Origin of the sequence: Sphingomonas sp. Leaf343, from assembly GCF_001423765.1 — a bacterium.
Lineage (GTDB): Bacteria > Pseudomonadota > Alphaproteobacteria > Sphingomonadales > Sphingomonadaceae > Sphingomonas.
In genome coordinates, this window is record NZ_LMPG01000012.1 from 23,527 (window position 1) to 39,688 (window position 16,162).

The following is a 16,162-nucleotide window of genomic DNA, read 5'->3' on the forward strand; positions in this document are numbered from 1 at the left end:
TGCTTGCCGATTCGAACGAACCGGAAACGAACAGGAGTGGCGTGACGATGGATTTCAGCAATGACCGGGGCGCGGCGACCGACACCATCGAAGCGCCCGCCGCTGCCGGGGTCGCAGCGCCCAGGCCCGCCCCCGTCGCGCTCGACAGCAAGTCCGTCGCGCCGCAACCCTATGCGCTGGAGGTTGACCACAGCCGCGACGCGCTCCTGACCGATTTCGGCAAGGAGACGTTGAACGACCGCTATCTGCTGCCGGGCGAATCGTACCAGGACCTCTTCGTCCGCGTCGCATCCGCCTATGCCGACGATGTCGCGCATGCGCAGCGCATCTACGACTATATCTCGCGCCTCTGGTTCATGCCCGCGACGCCGGTGCTGTCGAACGGCGGCACCGGTCGTGGCCTGCCGATCAGCTGCTACCTCAATTCCGTGCCCGACAGCCTGAACGGCATCGTCGACACCTGGAACGAGAATGTCTGGCTGGCGTCGCGCGGCGGTGGCATCGGCACCTATTGGGGCAATGTCCGCGGCATCGGCGAGCCGGTCGGCCTGAACGGCAAGACCAGCGGCATCATCCCGTTTGTCCGCGTGATGGATTCGCTGACCCTCGCGATTTCGCAGGGCTCGCTGCGTCGCGGTTCGGCCGCCTGCTATCTCGATATCTCGCACCCGGAGATCGAGGAGTTCCTTGAAATCCGCAAGCCGTCGGGCGACTTCAATCGCAAGGCGCTGAACCTGCACCACGGCGTCCTGATCCCGGACGCCTTCATGGAAGCCGTTCGCGACGGCGCCGAGTGGATCCTGCGGTCGCCGAAGGACCAGTCGGAGCGCGGCAAGGTCGATGCCCGCGCCCTGTTCCAGAAGCTGGTCGAGACCCGTCTCGCGACCGGTGAGCCGTATATCGTGTTCGCCGATCACGTGAATTCGACGATGCCCGCGCATCATCGCCAGCTCGGGCTGAAGGTCTCGACCTCCAACCTGTGTTCCGAGATCACGCTGCCCACCGGCAAGGATCATCTCGGTAACGATCGCACGGCGGTCTGCTGCCTGTCGTCGCTGAACCTCGAGACATGGGATCAGTGGAAGGACGACAAGATGTTCGTGGAGGACGTCATGCGCTTCCTCGACAACGTCCTGCAGGATTATATCGACCGTCACGAGCCCGGCATGGAACGCGCCGCCTACAGCGCCGGTCGCGAGCGGTCGGTCGGGCTCGGCGTCATGGGCTTCCACTCCTTCCTTCAGGCGCGCGGCATCGCGTTCGAGGGGGCTATGGCCAAGTCGTGGAACCTGCGCATCTTCAAGCAGATCAACGCGCAGGTGAACGAGGCGTCGATGCAGCTCGCGGTCGAGCGTGGCCCCTGCCCCGATGCCGCCGATGTCGGCGTGATGGAGCGGTTCAGCTGCAAGATGGCGATCGCGCCGACCGCGTCGATCAGCATCATCTGCGGCGGCACCAGCGCCTGCATCGAACCGATCCCGGCCAACATCTACACCCACAAGACGCTGTCGGGCAGCTTCTCGGTCAAGAACCCGTATCTGGAAAAGCTGCTGAACGAGAAGTCGAAGAACACCGAGGCGGTGTGGAACTCGATGCTCGAAAACGGTGGCTCGGTGCAGCATCTCGACTTCCTCTCGCAGGAGGAAAAGGACTGCTACAAGACCAGCTTCGAGATCGACCAGCGCTGGCTGCTCGAACTCGCCGGCGACCGCACGCCCTATATCGACCAGGCGCAGTCGCTGAACCTGTTCATCCCCGCCGATGTCGAGAAATGGGACCTGCTGATGCTCCACTTCCGCGCGTGGGAGCTGGGTATCAAGTCGCTCTATTACCTTCGCTCGAAATCGGTCCAGCGCGCTGGCTTCGCGGGCGGCGTCGAGGCGGACAACACCATCGCCAAGCCGAAGTTCGAGCTGGAAAGCACGGATTACGACGAGTGTCTGGCGTGTCAGTGAGGTGGATGGCGATCGCCCTCTAGCCCCCTCTCCCCTTGTGGGAGAGGGAGGGGCCCGCGTCGCGGAGCGGCGTGGGAGGGTGAGGGGGAATGCGGATGGGCTGACCAAGCGCCAGCTCCTTCCTCCCGGCGTCGTAAACCGGTCCCGTACTCCTAGGCGCGACGCTGGCGAGCCAGAACGGCGATTGTGGGCGGCGCTCAGGTTATCGGCACCGTCACTGAAGTTCCGCCGTCAGGTGCCGTTCGGGACCTATCACGCCGACTTCTGCTCGCATGCCGCAAAGCTGATCGTCGAAGTGGACGGCGACGATCATGCCATGCGGGTCACCACGGATGCCATCCGCACCCGCTTTCTCGAAAACGAAGGTTATCGCGTGATCCGCTTCACCAATTCTGACGTGATGGACAACATCCACGGCGTGGTGACGATGATTGCGGCCGAAGCTCTTACGCAAAAGGGCCGCCCGTGACGGACGGCCCCCTCACCTTCCCACTGCCAATGGCAGCGGGCCCCTTCCTCTCCCACAAGGGGAGAGGAGGTACGACCTCACCCGGCCTCTTCGAACAGATCGACCGCATTCTGCCCGGTCGCGCTCAGGCGCACCGTGTCGCCCTCGATCTCGGCGATCAGGCCGATCGGCAGATAATGATGCTTCTGCCCCTGCCCGTCCTCGGTGGAGGGCGAGTCGGTCTTGGTCAGCTTGATGCGGTCGCCATCGACATGATCGACGGTGCCGACATGCACGCCGTCCGCACCGATCACCTCGGCATGTTCCTTGATCTGGCTTACATCGACCATGCGTCTTCTCCTCTAATGGGTTCGGCATCCGAACGCATGGATGGGGAGTTGGTCGCATGAGCTATAATGTCGTCGTGATGTACGTCGTCGCCGCGGTGCTGGGCATCGGCGGCATCGTCCTGCTGCTGCGCCTGCGCGGCAACCTGTCGGAGCGTCAGGTCTATGCCTATCGCATGATCGGCATCATGGCCGCCTCCGCCGGCATCGTCCTCGCCATGTCCGCCACCGCGATGTGGCGGTGGAGCATGGCCATATGAATTCCGCCCCTTCCCCCTTTCCACTATTCGCACCGGAGTAATCCCATGTCCCTCCTTCACGCCTCCAAGCAGTACAAGCCGTTCGAATACCCTTGGGCGTTCGAGTTCTGGAAGCGTCAGCAGCAGCTCCACTGGCTCCCCGAGGAAGTACCCTTGGGCGAGGATTGCCGTGACTGGGCGCAGAAGCTGACCGATCACGAGCGCAATCTGCTGACGCAGATCTTCCGCTTCTTCACGCAAGCCGACGTCGAGGTGCAGGATTGCTACCACGAGAAATACGGCCGCGTGTTCAAGCCGACCGAGATCAAGATGATGCTGACCGCGTTCAGCAACATGGAGACGGTGCACATCGCCGCCTACAGCCACCTGCTCGACACGATCGGCATGCCCGAGAGCGAATATGGCGCCTTCCTCGAATATGCCGAGATGAAGGAAAAGCATGATTACATGCAGAACTTCGGCGTCGACAACGATCAGGACATCGCCCGCACGCTCGCCATGTTCGGCGGCTTCACGGAGGGCGTGCAGCTCTTCGCCAGCTTCGCGATGCTGATGAACTTCCCGCGCTTCAACAAGATGAAGGGCATGGGCCAGATCGTCACTTGGTCGATCCGCGACGAGTCCCTGCATTGCGAGGGCATCATCAAGATGTTCCACACCTTCTGTCAGGAGCGCCAGTGCCTGACCAAGGCGGTGAAGGACGACATCGCCGACGTGTGCCAGACCACGATCCGGCTCGAGGACAATTTCATCGACCTCGCGTTCGAAATGGGTCCGGTCAACGGCATGACGCCCAAGGAGATCAAGAAGTACATCCGCTTCATCGCCGACTGGCGCATGGGCCAGCTCGGCCTGAAGCCGATCTACATGATCGACGAGCATCCCCTGCCCTGGCTCGCGCCGATGCTCAACGGCGTCGAGCACGCCAATTTCTTCGAACAGCGCGCCACCGAATATTCGAAGGCCGCGACCAAGGGCCAGTGGAACGACGTCTGGGACTCGTTCGACAAGCGCCAGAAGGCGAAGATCATCCGCCCGACCGAGCAGGATCTGGGCCTGGAAACCGGCGACATGTTCTCGCGGGCTGGCGTGGCGGCGGAGTGAGTTATGACTGAAACGATGGACACTGAAGTTGACAGTGACAAAAAAAAGAAGATCAGGCGCATCCCGCCTAAAAGAAGTTACCCACGCACCCCTTTAGAAACCTGCGTAAAGTTAGCGAGTATTATAAAGGAAAAGAACGGCGGCAACCCTTGGCCACCATCGGAGGTGGCCAAGGCACTAGGCTTAGGTGCAAAATCAAGCAATCTTGATATTTATACCGCGTCGAGTATTCAATACGGGATAACCGAGGGAAGTCGTGCATCTAGCCAAATAGCTCTCACGCCTCTCGGTCGTGACATTGTTTACGCAGATAGCCCAGAACGCGAGTTAGCGGCTAAGCGTAGTGCTTTTTTGTCGATAGATCTCTTTGCCAAGGTATTAGATCACTACGGCGGAAACGAACTTCCTGAAAAAGAGTACCTTTCCAACACTTTACTCCATAAATTTGCTATTCCGCTGGAACTTCAGGAAGAGTTCATTGACGTATTCCAGAAGAATTGCGAATATGCGAGGATAGGAAAGAACTGGATAGCAAGCGCTCCAGACTCACGCGGAAAAATTGACCACAGTCTGCCGATTATTCGTAGCTCGCCGGTATCCGGCAGTGAACTCAAGTGCTTCGTCATCATGCCGCTTGCTGAGCGAAACGACGTTCGCTCTCGTGGATATTTTAACAAGGTCTACGAAAGCATCATTAAACCGGCTGTGAAGGAGGCGGGTTTTGTCGCGCAGACAGCCATGAGAACAGGAAGTGACCTGATTCACTCAACGATCATCAATGAAATAGCAGACGCTGATATAGTGCTAGCCGACTTGACCGACCACAACCCCAATGTTCTATTCGAACTTGGGTTACGCATGGCTGAAAATAAGCCAGTTGCAATCATAAAGTCAGACGATACTGGCCGTATCTTCGATGTCGACAATTTGTTACGAGTTCAAGAGTACGACGCAAACTTGTGGCCATCTACCGTAGGTCAAGATATTCCAAAAATAGCGGAACACGTAAAGGCGACTTGGGAAAATAGAAACGCTGGCCGATCTTATATTGATATCCTGCGCGGCAAGTAAACGATGATGGCCCTCACTCTACCACCGCCTCATTCCCCGCAAAGCTCAACCGCGTGATCCCCGCGCTCTTCACTTCGGCCAGCACCTAGTCGAAGCGGTCGTAGCGCGCCTCCGGGTCGGCGCGCATCACCAGCAGCGCGGCGGGATCTGCGCGCAGCGCCTTGACTCGCGCCGGCACCGCCATGCCATTAATAAGCCAACGGCGGATAAGGCCGCCGGGTATGCAGCACCGTCAGTACGTCGATCTCGCTTTCCGATGCGACGGCTTAGACGATCAAATACGGCAAGCCGACGACGGAAAACTCCCGCGTCCCGTCCACCTGCCCGGCTCGACCAAAAAACGGGAACTGCCCGAACATCATTGCCATCTGGACGATCCGGCTGACCACCCGATCCGCAGCAACGCGATTATCTTCCGCGATCCAGTCGCGGATCGCCTGAAGGTCGTCCTGCGCCTGCGGCGTAAAACTAACCCTCAAGCGAGAGGTTTCGCAGCACCTGCTCCACCGGGATCATCGCCGACCGATCGCGGCTCTGCTCCAGCCCGCGCTTGACCTTGGCCCGCTTCCACGCGGCGTAGCCCGGCTCCATCGTCTTGCCGTCATCGGGCGTCTCATGGTCAGCACGTGTAGCCACGCTGTTGAACATAAGCAGATCGACGCGTGGGGCAAGAGCCAACCCCACCCTCACCGCCCCCGTCTCACCGGCACCGAAAAGTCCGCCGGCTTGTCCGCCACCCAGCGCAGGAAGCGCGCGATCGCGGGGTGTTCGCGCAGGACCGCCGGGTCGGCATAGGCCCGCGCCAACTCCCCGTTCGGCAGCGTCGCGTGGATCGTGCGGTGGCAGATCGGGTGGACCGGGGCGGTGACGCGGCCGCCTTCGCTTTTGGGCACCAGATGATGCCACTCCACCCGTGCGCCCAGCGGCCGTTGGCACAGCGCGCAAACCGGCGGGGGTGTCGCTTCGACGGCGGCGCGGGCCGCTGCCGCTGCGAGGCCCGCCTTGCGCTTCACCCTGCCGGTCATGACCGGGATGTGGGTGGCCGCCGGGCCATGCGAAAGGGCCGCTGCCATAGCGCCCTCACCAGCACGACCCGCCACCATCCCGCCGATCCCGTGCCGGTTTCTTAACCCCCGACAGGGCAGGACATTTCCATGCCGATGTCCCGCCTGTTCCGCAGCCGCTGGTCCGCACTCCTGTGGGCGGGCGGGATCGTCTGGACGGCGTACGACGTCGCCGGGTCTGCGCCGCGGGAGAACGCAGCGGCCAATGCCGCGCTGGTCGACGCCACGGGCGAAGCGGTCGACGCTGCCGACCTGATCGCCGTCACCAACGCCGCCGGTTTGTAGCAGACACGAAAAAGGCGGGGCGCGACCATCGTCGCGCCCCGCCCCTTCCTCGCCGAAGCGCTGCGACTAGAAGTGCAGCACCGCGCCGGCCATCGGGCGGAAGCTGTCCGCCGAACCGAAGGTCGAAACCTCGAAGCGGAACCGCACGCCGGCATTGCCGGTGATGCCCGACAGGCCGATGTCCTTCGGGCCGACTTCGGCGCCGACGCCGTACGTCACGGCGTGGAAATCGGGGCTGTCCTTGCCGAAGCGGGCGAAGTTCACCCACTGGTAGCCGACCTTGCCGTAGAACAGGCCGCTCTCGCCGGCGCGGAAGCCGAAGCGGCCGGCGGCGCCGTACTGCCAGTCGATGTCGCCCGAGAAGCCCTTGGCGGCGTTACCCTCGACGCCGACGAACACCGGTCCGAGCGGCACGTTCACGCCGACCACGCCCTGCACCAGGCCGCCGTCCAGCTTGTTGCCGCCATTGATCGCCGTCGCGGGGATGCCGTGGCCCGGGTTGCGGTCGAAGCCTTCCCAGCCGCCGAGCACGGCGACGTAGGGATCGATGCCGAAGGCGCGCGTACCGTCCGGTGCGCGGGCGGCATCGGCGGGGATATCGTCCTGCGCGAAAGCGGGGATGGCGGCGGTGACGGCCAGGAGGGCGGCGGCGAAGGAGAGCTTACGCATCGAAAATGACCTTGTTGGTTCAACTATCCGGTCGGGGTCTTGGTCGAACCAGTCCCCATCCAGGCAATGCAGAAGCCTTCAGTGACAGGTTTGTTGCAGCGCAATGTTCCGATCCCATGTACTTTCCGCCCGGTGTTGCAGGAACGACACGGTTCCTGTCACCCAAGTGAATGAAACATGTCTCAACCAAGGCTTTCCGTCATGTTCGCCTTGTTCTGGCCACAAGCTGTGCGCGCGGCAGCGAACGATCAGGTGACGCTGCACCGCAGCGGTGGTTGCCCGGGAACCCGCCAGTCGGCGTCCCGTCCCTGGCCGCGAAGCTCCGCGCCCTGCCCCGAATAGCCGATGCCGGACGCGACGCGCTGCTGCTCCAGCCGCCACGTCGTTCGGCCCATGTCGGCCAATGCCGTCTGCCGACGATTGTCGAACACAACCGTCAGGGACCGGCCATCCGCACAGCGGTAAACGGCGTCGACACGGACCGGTATCGCCGGGGACAGATCGATGCGCTCGATCTTCCACGCCCGGTCGCCACTCCGGCCCCGCTGCAACGTCGCCTCTCCGGTGTAGAGCATCTGGCGACCGCCGGCGGCGGTGGCGACGATCTCCAGCGGCACCGTCATGGCATCGACACTCCGGTCCGCAACGGCGCGCCCGACCTCGGCGATGAACCTCTCATATCCGTCCCGCTCGCGTTCGACGCGACCCATGTTCGCCGGATCGCGCCAGTCCAGTCGCGCATCGCGCCACCGTCGATCGACCAGAGCGGCGAACATGCCACGCACGACATCACCCGCGGCCTGCTCATCCGCCGGCACCGCGGCAACGGCGGCGTAATTCCCGATATCGGCGGCGGCCTCATTGGCCGCCGCCGCAAGGTCGATTGCGTTTCCGGTCTTGGCCGAAGCCTCGACCTCGTTCGTGCAGCCCGTTCCGATGAGGCTCACCAATGTGAGCGCGATGCCGATCCGGGCGCAAAGCACCCCGTCAGGGTTTCAGGGCGACGTCGTCGGCGTCGTCGAGGTCTTCGTCATCGTCGATGCTGCCGTCGTCCAGTTCCTCCTGAACGTCGTCCTCGTCGATGTCGTCCTCATCCATCGTCACGGTCGAATCGGTTTCGCCGACTTCGTCGTCCGTCATGTCGAGATCGTCGATCGCCTCGCCTTCCGCGTCCTCGTCGCCCAGATCGGGGTCGAGATCGGTCAGGACGATGCCGTCGGTCGGGCCGTTGCGCGTCGCCTCCAGAATTTCGGCGCGCTGGCTCTCGTCATAGCCTTCCTCGTCCCAACCATCGTCGCCGGTGCCGTGGCCGGGAATCTGCTGACCGCCCATGTCGTCGTCCTCTTCTTGATCTGTGCAAGGTCGAACGGCGGGCTTGGCATGGCGGTTCCGTCGTTCACGCCCGGAACAATCGTCCCCGTTCGATGACGGCGACCAGCGTGAGCGCGATCACGCCGGCGATCAGGAAACCCGCGACCATCGGCACCACCGATCCATCGAACGCCTGCCCGATCACCGCGCCGATCAGCACACCGGCGGTGATGCTGATGAAGCCCTGCACGCTGGACGCGGTGCCGGCGATCGCGCCCATATTCTCCATCGCCATCGCGGAGAAGTTCGAGGACGCCAGCGCGAAGCTCGCCATCGTTACCGCCTGAAGCACGGAAAACGCGATCAGCGAATCCATCCCCGCCTCCGCCAGCGTCAGGTGGATCACCCCCGTCGCGATCAGGACCACCAGCGCGCTCTGCGCGATCCGTCGCGTGCCCAGCCGCATCACGATCCGCGCGTTGAGCAGGTTCGCCGCCGCCATCGTCGCCGCCGTCCCCGCGAACACCGCGGCCAGCAACTGCGGATGGCGGAACACGTCGAACATGATCTGCTGGATCGTGTTGAGATAGCCGTACAGCGCACCGAGCAGCATCGTCGCCGCCAGCGTATAGCCGATCGACTGACGGTCGGTCAGCGCGATGCGCCAGCCGCCGACGATCCGCGCCGGATTGATCGGCAGCGCCGCCTCCGGCCGCAACGTCTCCGGCATCCGCAGCCCCAGCCACGCGAACATCACCGCCCCCGCCCCGGCGATCACCCAGAAGATCGTCCGCCAATCACCGAACAACAGCACCAGCTGCCCCATCGACGGCGCGAGCACGGGCACGATCATGAACACCATGAACGCGATCGACATGACCCGCGCCATCGCCCGGCCGTGGTAACAGTCCCGCACCAGCGCGATCGTCGCCACCCGCGTCGCCGCGACGCATGCGCCGCCCGCGACGCGCGCCACCAGCAACAGCGTGAAGCTCCCCGCCACCGCCGCCGCGGCATTGGCGACGACATAGCCCGCCAGCGCGAACAGCAGCACGCGCCGCCGCCCGTACCGGTCCGCCAGTGGCCCATGCACCAGATGCGCCACGCCGAACCCGCCCAGAAACGCGGACACCACGAACTGCCGGTCGTTGGCGCTCGCCACGCCCAGCGCCTCGCCGATCGCGGGCAGCGCCGGCAGCATCGCATCGGTGCCGAGCGCGCCCAGCGCCATCAGCGCCGCGACCAGCGCGACGAATTCGGCAAAGCCGATCGGCGCACCGAGCGGTTCCGTCGGAAGCTCCGGCGCGGGGTGGGTCTGGTCTGACATGATGCGTCGTCCATACCCAGTCGCGCGCCGCGCCGGAACCCGCCTTTCGCGCGTTCGTGCAGACGGTTATGAGAGGCGAGAAAGAGGATAACCCGCATGCTCGACACCCCCGCCGCCCAGGTTCCTACGCTCAGCCTCGCCGATCAGGCGTCCGATCCGGAGGGCTTCGCGCAGGCGTTCGGTTCCTCGTTCCAGCGGTTCGGCTTCGCGATCGTCGCGGATCACGGCATTCCGCAGGACCTGATCGCCCGCGCATGGGCGGAGACGGAGGCGCTGTTCGCACTGCCCGACGCGGAGAAGCGCGAATATCATGTTCCCGGCGGCGGCGGCGCGCGCGGCTACACCCCGTTCAGGACGGAGATCGCGAAGGATGCGAAGCATGTTGACCTGAAGGAATTCTGGCACGTCGGCCGCGAGCTTCCCGCCGGTCACCGCTTCGCCGACACGATGTCGCCCAACATCTGGCCGACCCGGCCGGAGGGGTTCCGCGACACCTTCGTCGAATTGTTCGCCGCCTTCGACGCCGCCGGCGACCGGCTGCTGTCGGCGATCGCCCGCTATCTGAAGCTCGCGCCGGACTGGTTCGACCCGGCGGTGAAGGACGGCAATTCGGTGCTGCGCCTGCTCCACTATCCGCCGATCCCCGCCGATGCGGAGGGCGTCCGTGCCGGCGCGCATGAGGACATCAACCTCATCACCCTGCTGCTGGGTGCGGAAGAGGCCGGACTGGAACTGCTCGACCGCAGCCAGGGAGATGAGGGCGGGCGCTGGCTGTCGATCAAGCCGCCGGAGGGGGCGATGGTCGTCAACGTCGGGGACATGCTGCAACGGCTGACCAACCACGTCCTGCCTTCGACCACGCACCGCGTCGTCAATCCGCCGCCCGAGCGTCGCGGCCATTCGCGCTATTCGATGCCGTTCTTCCTGCACCCTGCGCCCGATTTCCTGATCGAGACGCTGCCCGCGACGATCACGCCGGACAACGCGAACCGCTATCCGGAGCCGATCACGGCGCACGACTATCTCTGTCAGCGGCTGGTGGAGATCGGCCTCATCAAGCCCTGATCCGGCGGATCGCGAAGGCGATCGGCCGCGCCAGCATCTGGCCTTCGGTATAGGGGCTGTCCGATGGTCCGTCCGCCGGCAGCCGGTCGATCCGCCGGACCAGCGTCATGCCGGACACCACGCGCCCGAACGCCGCGAAGCCCTGACCGTCGGGATTGCGCGCGCCGCCGAAATCGAGCGCCGGGTTGTCGCCGACGCTGATCGAGAATTCGGACGTCGCGCTGCCCGGCGCATCCCGCGCCATCGACAATACGCCATCGGTGTTGCGGATGCCGGTTATCGCCGTCGTCTCGTGGGCGATCGGCGGCATCAGGTCCTCGCGCGGCGACAGCCCGCCCTGCACGACGGAGATCGTCGCGGGATTATGATCGTTGTTCGGCCGGACGACGCGATAGAAATGTCCGTCCGCGAACAGACCCCTGTCGACATAGCGCAGGAAATTGCCCGCCGTGACCGGCGCCCGCACGGTATCGAGTTCGATCACGATCCGCCCCATTCCGGTCGTCAGCAGCACGCGCGGCAACCGCGTCCTCGCCAGCGCCGGCACCGCAACGACCAGCGCCGCCCCCGCCACCAGCCGCCGCCGGTCGACGATCATGCCGCCTCGAACCCCCGCTCCAGGAACCGCGTCGCCACCGCACAATGCAGCGCGACACCCTTGGCCATCGCCGCCTCGTCGATCGTCATGCGCGTATTGTGCAGCGGCGGGTTGGTCGCCGGGTCGCTGCCGACCGGGGCTGCGCCGATGAACGCGAACGCCCCCGGGTACGCCTGCAATACATAGGAGAAATCCTCCGCGCCCATGATCGGGTGGACCATCGGCTCGAACCCGTCCTCGCCAAGCTGCCCGACCGCGCATTCCCGCATCAGCGCCGCGCCACGCGGATCGTTGACCGTCACCGGATAGCCGGTTTCGATCCACGCCTCCCCGACCGCGCCGTGCGCCGCCGCGATATTCTCGACGATCCGCATGAACGCCGCCTGACACTGCGCCCGCGTCGCCTCCGACAACGTCCGCAGCGTCCCCAGCAGGTTCGCTTCGCCCGGGATCACGTTGTGCGCCGTCCCTGCCGTGATCTTCGTGATCGACAGCACCGCCGGATCGCTGACCGCCACCTGTCGCCCGATATAGACCTGCAACGCCGTCACGATCTCGCACGCCACCGGGATCGGATCGAGGCCCCCGTGCGGCATCGCCGCGTGGCCGCCCCGGCCGGTGATCCGCGCGTGCAGCGTGTCCGCCGACGCCATCACCGTGCCCGTCCGCGTCGTCACCACGCCCGATGCGTGGTTGGGCGAGATATGCAGCGCGAACGCCGCATCCGGCGCGGGGTCCGCCAGCAGCCCGTCCTCGATCATGAAGCGCGCGCCGTGATATCCCTCCTCGCCGGGCTGGAACATGAAGACCACGGTTCCCGGCAGGTCGTCGCGCCGCGCGCACAGCGCCTTGGCCGCGCCGACCAGCATCGCGGTATGCGAATCATGCCCGCACGCGTGCATCGCGCCCGGCACGCCACTCGCGAAGTCGAGGCCCGTCTCCTCCTGCATCGGCAGCGCGTCCATGTCGCCGCGCAGTAGGACGGTGCGGCCATTGCCGCCGCCGCCGCGCAGGATCGCCACGAATCCCGTGGTCGAGGTCCCCTCGCGATACTCCAGCGGCAATCCCGCCAGCGCCGCCCTGATCCGCGCGCTGGTGCGCGGACAGTGAAGCCCGATCTCCGGATCGGCGTGGATCGCCCGCCTCAGCGCCACGACCTCCTCGAACACGCTCTCCGCCGCGCCGCTCCAGTCGGTCGCCATATCGTCCAGACTCATCACGCTTTCCTCATCCGCGGAACAGACCGCCCAGCACGCCGCGCAGCAAGCCGCCGACGATCCCGCCCGACGATGCCGACGATCGCCGTCTGGTCGTACCGAATACCTGTTTGCCGATCTCGTTCGCCACCTGGCGCCCGATCGACGAACTCGCCGCGCGCGTCGCACTGGTCGCCATCTTCGACCACGGACTGTCCGCCGACGCGCGCGCCGCCTCGCGCTGTTCGGCGATCCGCGCGCGCCCGGCCTCCTTGGCGGCCCTCGCATCGTCCTTCGCGCGCAAGGCCGCCGCCTTCTCCTCCGCATCGGCGGACCGCGCCGCCGCAGCCGAGGCGGCCGCCTCCTGCGTCTTGGCCGACAGCAACTCCTCCGCCGACTCGCGATCGATCAGCTGGTCGTATTTGTCACCGACCAGATCGGTCTCGATCAGCATCTTGCGCTCCGCCGGCGTCACCGGCCCGACGCGGCTGGCGGGCGGCTTGATGAGCGTCCGCTCCACCGGAGACGGCGATCCGTCGGCCTGCAACAGCGACACCAGCGCCTCACCAACCTTCAACTCGGTAATCGCCGTCGCGACATCGACGCCCGGATTGGCGCGGAACGTCTCCGCCGCCGCCCGCACCGCCGCCTGATCGCGCGGGGTGAACGCCCGCAGCGCATGCTGCACCCGGTTGCCAAGCTGCCCCGCCACCTTGTCCGGAATGTCCAGCGGGTTCTGCGTGATGAAATACACGCCGACCCCCTTCGACCGGATCAGCCGCACGACCTGCTCGATCTTCTCCAGCAACGCATCGGGCGCTTCGTCGAACAGCAGATGCGCCTCGTCGAAGAAGAACGCCATCACCGGTTTGTCGGGATCGCCGATCTCCGGCAGTTGCTCGAACAACTCGCTCAGCAACCACAGGAGGAACGTCGAATACAGCTTCGGACTCGCCATCAGCTTGTCCGCCGCCAGGATGTTGACGACGCCGCGCCCGGTGTCGTCCAGCCGGATCATGTCGCCGAGTTCCAGCGCCGGCTCTCCGAAGAAATGCTCCGCGCCCTGCGATCGCAACTGCAACAGCGCGCGCTGGATCGTTCCGACCGACTGCTTCGATACGTTGCCGTAGGTCGTGGTCAGTTCCGCCGCCCGCTCCGCGCAATGCGCCAGCATCGCCTGAAGATCGTCCAGATCGAGCAGCAGCAGCCCCTCCTTGTCCGCGACGTGGAAGGCGATCGTCAGCACCCCCTCCTGCACGGCGTTCAGGTCCATCAGCCGCGCGAGCAACAGCGGCCCCATCTCGCTGACGGTGGTCCGCACCGGATGGCCCTGCTCGCCGAACAGGTCCCAGAACTGCACCGGATTGTCGCGATATCGCCAGCCGGTGTCGCCGATCTCCGCCGCCCGCGCCGCGAAGCTGGCGTGCGTTTTGGCGGTGGGCGAACCGGCCATCGCCAGTCCCGACAGGTCGCCCTTCACGTCCGCCACGAATGTCGGCACGCCGACCGCGGAGAACCCCTCGACGATGCCCTGCAACGTCACCGTCTTGCCGGTGCCCGTCGCGCCCGCGATCAGGCCGTGGCGATTGGCACGCCGCAGGTCGATCGCCTGCGGCGTACCCCCGCCAACCCCGACACCCTGTCCGGTAATCTGACCGAGCCCGATGAAGATGCCGTCCGCCATGTGCCGTCTCCTGCCCGCATCAGGGTAGCGCGCTCCCGCGCCATAAGGAAAGGGCCGCCGCTCCCGATCGGGAGCGACGGCCCTTCGTCATTGCTCGATCGAGGGTCAGCCCTTGATCTTGATCGGGATGAACCGCGCCGGATTGCGACCGCGCATCGCCAGCACCAGCACCTGCGGACGGCCCGCCGCCTTTGCCGCGGCCACGGCGCGCGCCATGTCCGCCGCGGTCCGCACCGGAGCGCCGTTGACCGACTGGATCACGTCGCCGCGCTGCAACTTGCCGCTGGCGTCGCTGGTGGAGGCGACCGACGCGATCACCACGCCCTGCACCGTCGTCGGCACGCCGACCGCGCGCGCGATACCGGGCGTCAGCGGCTGCACGTTCAGCCCCAGCGTCGCACCGGCGGGGCTGGTCGCGCCGTCGTCCTGCGCATCGTCATCCCCGTCCGTGCCGAAGCCACCGGAATCCTCGCCGCCGTTCAGGGTCGCGGTCAACTGCTCGGCCGAAGGACGCGGCGCGGCCGTGACCGACAGTGCGACGGGCTTGCCGTCGCGCAGCACGTCCAGCCGCGCGGTGCTGCCCGGCTTCACGTTCGACACGAGATAGGACAGCGTCTGATCCGGCGTGACCGCCTGATCGTTGACCTTCACCACCACGTCGCCGGGCCGCAAGCCGCCCTTGGCCGCCGGGCCGGTCGGTTCGACGCCCGCGATCAGCTCGCCCTGATTCTTTGCGATGCCGAGCGCCGCCGCTACGTCGTCGTTCACCGCGCCACCCAGCGTCACGCCCAGATAGCCGCGGCTGATCGTACCGCCCTTCATGAACGTCTCGATGATCGGCTTGGCGGTCGCCGCCGGGATCGCGAAGCCGATGCCGATATTGCCGCCCGACTGGCTGAAGATCTGGCTGTTCACGCCGATCACATTGCCGTTCAGGTCGAACATCGGTCCGCCGGAATTGCCCTGATTGATCGACGCGTCGGTCTGGATGAAGCGATCATACGCACCGCCCTGACCCGTCACGCGGTTGATCGCCGAGACGATACCCGCCGTCACCGTCCCGCCGAGCCCGAACGGCTCGCCGATGGCCACGACCCAGTCGCCGACCCGCGCCTTCGCCGAATCGCCCCAGCGGACGAACGGCAGGTTGCGCGCCTCGATCTTCAGCAGGGCGAGATCGGAATCGCGATCCTGACCGATCACCTTGGCGACATATTCCTTGTTGTCGGACAGCGTCACCGTGATCGAGTTGACCGTCGCGCCGCGCGCGCCCGGTGCGATGACGTGCGCATTGGTCACGACATAGCCGTCCGGCGAGATCAGGAATCCCGATCCGAGCGACGCACCCTCGCGCGGCCGCGACGGCGCACCGCCACCCTGCCCGCCGAACAGACCCTCGAACGGCGTGCCGGAGAACGGATTCGCCTGCGCGGGCTGGTTGATCGTCTGCTTGGTGGAGATGTTGACGACCGCCGGCTGCAACTTGGCGACCATGTCGGCGAAGCTGAGCGGCGCGCCCGCCTTCGGCACGGCGGCCTGGATCGTGCCCGGCTCGTTCTGTGCGACCTGAGCGCCGCTCGGGTTCAGCGCGAGCGTGGCGGTCGCGCCGCCGAGCAGCAGGGCACCGGTAATGGCGTAGGCGTATCGCACTAGGATATTGTCCTCTCGTCTCGATCGTACCGACATCGTTTGCGGGACAGCGGCTGAACGATCGTTGAATATGAACGGGTCCAGCAGCACCCGTTCAGTTTGAGCCCTTTTACATCCGCCCCGGACCC

Annotated in this window: 19 protein-coding genes; 7 read left to right on the plus strand and 12 right to left on the minus strand. The window is 65.4% G+C overall.

The features are described 5' to 3' along the window. The first annotated feature begins 47 nt into the window (after positions 1 to 47). Positions 48 to 1,955, plus strand: coding sequence for a ribonucleoside-diphosphate reductase subunit alpha (locus tag ASG07_RS09585; RefSeq protein WP_055845162.1), 1,908 nt, complete (start codon positions 48 to 50; stop codon positions 1,953 to 1,955). Between the two features lie 184 nt (positions 1,956 to 2,139). Beyond that, a complete protein-coding gene (locus ASG07_RS09590) occupies positions 2,140 to 2,424 on the plus strand; it encodes an endonuclease domain-containing protein (RefSeq protein ID WP_236694631.1) in 285 nt (94 codons plus the stop codon). A 77-nt stretch (positions 2,425 to 2,501) separates the two neighbouring features. On the opposite strand, the gene ASG07_RS09595 is transcribed toward ASG07_RS09590, so the two are convergent. After that, complete coding sequence (locus ASG07_RS09595; RefSeq protein ID WP_055845165.1) at positions 2,502 to 2,753, minus strand: DUF2171 domain-containing protein; 252 nt, start codon at positions 2,751 to 2,753, stop codon at positions 2,502 to 2,504. 56 nt (positions 2,754 to 2,809) lie between these two features. Between ASG07_RS09595 and ASG07_RS09600 the strand changes: the two genes are divergently transcribed. Genes ASG07_RS09600 through ASG07_RS17655 form a run of 3 tightly spaced genes read left to right on the plus strand, consistent with a single transcriptional unit; the run spans position 2,810 to position 5,185 of the window. Continuing rightward, positions 2,810 to 3,010, plus strand: coding sequence for a hypothetical protein (locus ASG07_RS09600; protein ID WP_055845168.1), 201 nt, complete (start codon positions 2,810 to 2,812; stop codon positions 3,008 to 3,010). Positions 3,011 to 3,055: 45 nt separating this feature from the next. Further along, positions 3,056 to 4,114, plus strand: a complete 1,059-nt coding sequence (locus tag ASG07_RS09605) for a ribonucleotide-diphosphate reductase subunit beta (protein ID WP_055845171.1) — start codon at positions 3,056 to 3,058, stop codon at positions 4,112 to 4,114. 3 nt (positions 4,115 to 4,117) lie between these two features. Beyond that, complete coding sequence (locus ASG07_RS17655) at positions 4,118 to 5,185, plus strand: hypothetical protein (protein ID WP_201780995.1); 1,068 nt, start codon at positions 4,118 to 4,120, stop codon at positions 5,183 to 5,185. Positions 5,186 to 5,451: 266 nt separating this feature from the next. Here ASG07_RS17655 and ASG07_RS09615 read toward each other — a convergent pair whose 3' ends face one another. The 3 genes from ASG07_RS09615 to ASG07_RS09625 are packed head-to-tail and all read right to left on the minus strand — an operon-like array spanning position 5,452 to position 6,210. Beyond that, complete coding sequence (locus ASG07_RS09615) at positions 5,452 to 5,664, minus strand: type II toxin-antitoxin system RelE/ParE family toxin (protein WP_082474704.1); 213 nt, start codon at positions 5,662 to 5,664, stop codon at positions 5,452 to 5,454. Beyond that, a complete protein-coding gene (locus ASG07_RS09620; RefSeq protein ID WP_156361817.1) occupies positions 5,654 to 5,821 on the minus strand; it encodes a hypothetical protein in 168 nt (55 codons plus the stop codon). Before ASG07_RS09620 ends, ASG07_RS09615 begins: the two co-directional genes overlap by 11 nt. Positions 5,822 to 5,871: 50 nt before the next feature. Beyond that, the gene (locus ASG07_RS09625; protein WP_236694632.1) at positions 5,872 to 6,210 is read right to left on the minus strand and encodes an HNH endonuclease; all 339 of its coding nucleotides are present in this window, start codon (positions 6,208 to 6,210) and stop codon (positions 5,872 to 5,874) included. Positions 6,211 to 6,339: 129 nt separating this feature from the next. Here ASG07_RS09625 and ASG07_RS09630 point away from each other — a divergent pair, with 129 nt between their 5' ends. Beyond that, positions 6,340 to 6,534 (plus strand): hypothetical protein, encoded by a 195-nt coding sequence (locus tag ASG07_RS09630; RefSeq protein ID WP_055845178.1) that lies wholly within the window; start codon positions 6,340 to 6,342, stop codon positions 6,532 to 6,534. A gap of 66 nt (positions 6,535 to 6,600) precedes the next feature. Here the strand turns inward: ASG07_RS09630 and ASG07_RS09635 are convergent, their stop codons facing one another. The 4 genes from ASG07_RS09635 to ASG07_RS09650 all read right to left on the minus strand — a co-directional run bounded on the left by ASG07_RS09635 (position 6,601) and on the right by ASG07_RS09650 (position 9,841). Continuing rightward, a complete protein-coding gene (locus tag ASG07_RS09635; protein WP_055845181.1) occupies positions 6,601 to 7,203 on the minus strand; it encodes a hypothetical protein in 603 nt (200 codons plus the stop codon). A gap of 248 nt (positions 7,204 to 7,451) precedes the next feature. Next, a complete protein-coding gene (locus tag ASG07_RS09640) occupies positions 7,452 to 8,150 on the minus strand; it encodes an MliC family protein (protein WP_055845183.1) in 699 nt (232 codons plus the stop codon). Between the two features lie 40 nt (positions 8,151 to 8,190). Further along, on the minus strand, positions 8,191 to 8,535 hold the full coding sequence (locus tag ASG07_RS09645; RefSeq protein WP_055845186.1) for a hypothetical protein: 345 nt from the start codon (positions 8,533 to 8,535) through the stop codon (positions 8,191 to 8,193). A 64-nt stretch (positions 8,536 to 8,599) separates the two neighbouring features. Beyond that, entirely contained in the window at positions 8,600 to 9,841 is a 1,242-nt protein-coding gene (locus ASG07_RS09650) for a multidrug effflux MFS transporter (RefSeq protein ID WP_055845188.1), read from the minus strand. Between the two features lie 96 nt (positions 9,842 to 9,937). Here ASG07_RS09650 and ASG07_RS09655 point away from each other — a divergent pair, with 96 nt between their 5' ends. Beyond that, the gene (locus tag ASG07_RS09655; protein ID WP_055845191.1) at positions 9,938 to 10,906 is read left to right on the plus strand and encodes an isopenicillin N synthase family dioxygenase; all 969 of its coding nucleotides are present in this window, start codon (positions 9,938 to 9,940) and stop codon (positions 10,904 to 10,906) included. Here the strand turns inward: ASG07_RS09655 and ASG07_RS09660 are convergent. From ASG07_RS09660 to ASG07_RS09675, 4 genes are all read right to left on the minus strand, one after another. Then, the gene (locus ASG07_RS09660) at positions 10,896 to 11,504 is read right to left on the minus strand and encodes a peptidylprolyl isomerase (protein WP_201780996.1); all 609 of its coding nucleotides are present in this window, start codon (positions 11,502 to 11,504) and stop codon (positions 10,896 to 10,898) included. The two genes, ASG07_RS09655 and ASG07_RS09660, sit on opposite strands and share 11 nt — an antisense overlap. Beyond that, positions 11,501 to 12,721 (minus strand): M20 metallopeptidase family protein, encoded by a 1,221-nt coding sequence (locus ASG07_RS09665; RefSeq protein ID WP_055845194.1) that lies wholly within the window; start codon positions 12,719 to 12,721, stop codon positions 11,501 to 11,503. Before ASG07_RS09665 ends, ASG07_RS09660 begins: the two co-directional genes overlap by 4 nt. A gap of 10 nt (positions 12,722 to 12,731) precedes the next feature. Further along, entirely contained in the window at positions 12,732 to 14,384 is a 1,653-nt protein-coding gene (locus ASG07_RS09670) for a helicase HerA-like domain-containing protein (RefSeq protein WP_055845197.1), read from the minus strand. Between the two features lie 105 nt (positions 14,385 to 14,489). Beyond that, complete coding sequence (locus ASG07_RS09675) at positions 14,490 to 16,034, minus strand: Do family serine endopeptidase (protein WP_055845200.1); 1,545 nt, start codon at positions 16,032 to 16,034, stop codon at positions 14,490 to 14,492. Positions 16,035 to 16,162 lie beyond the last annotated feature (128 nt).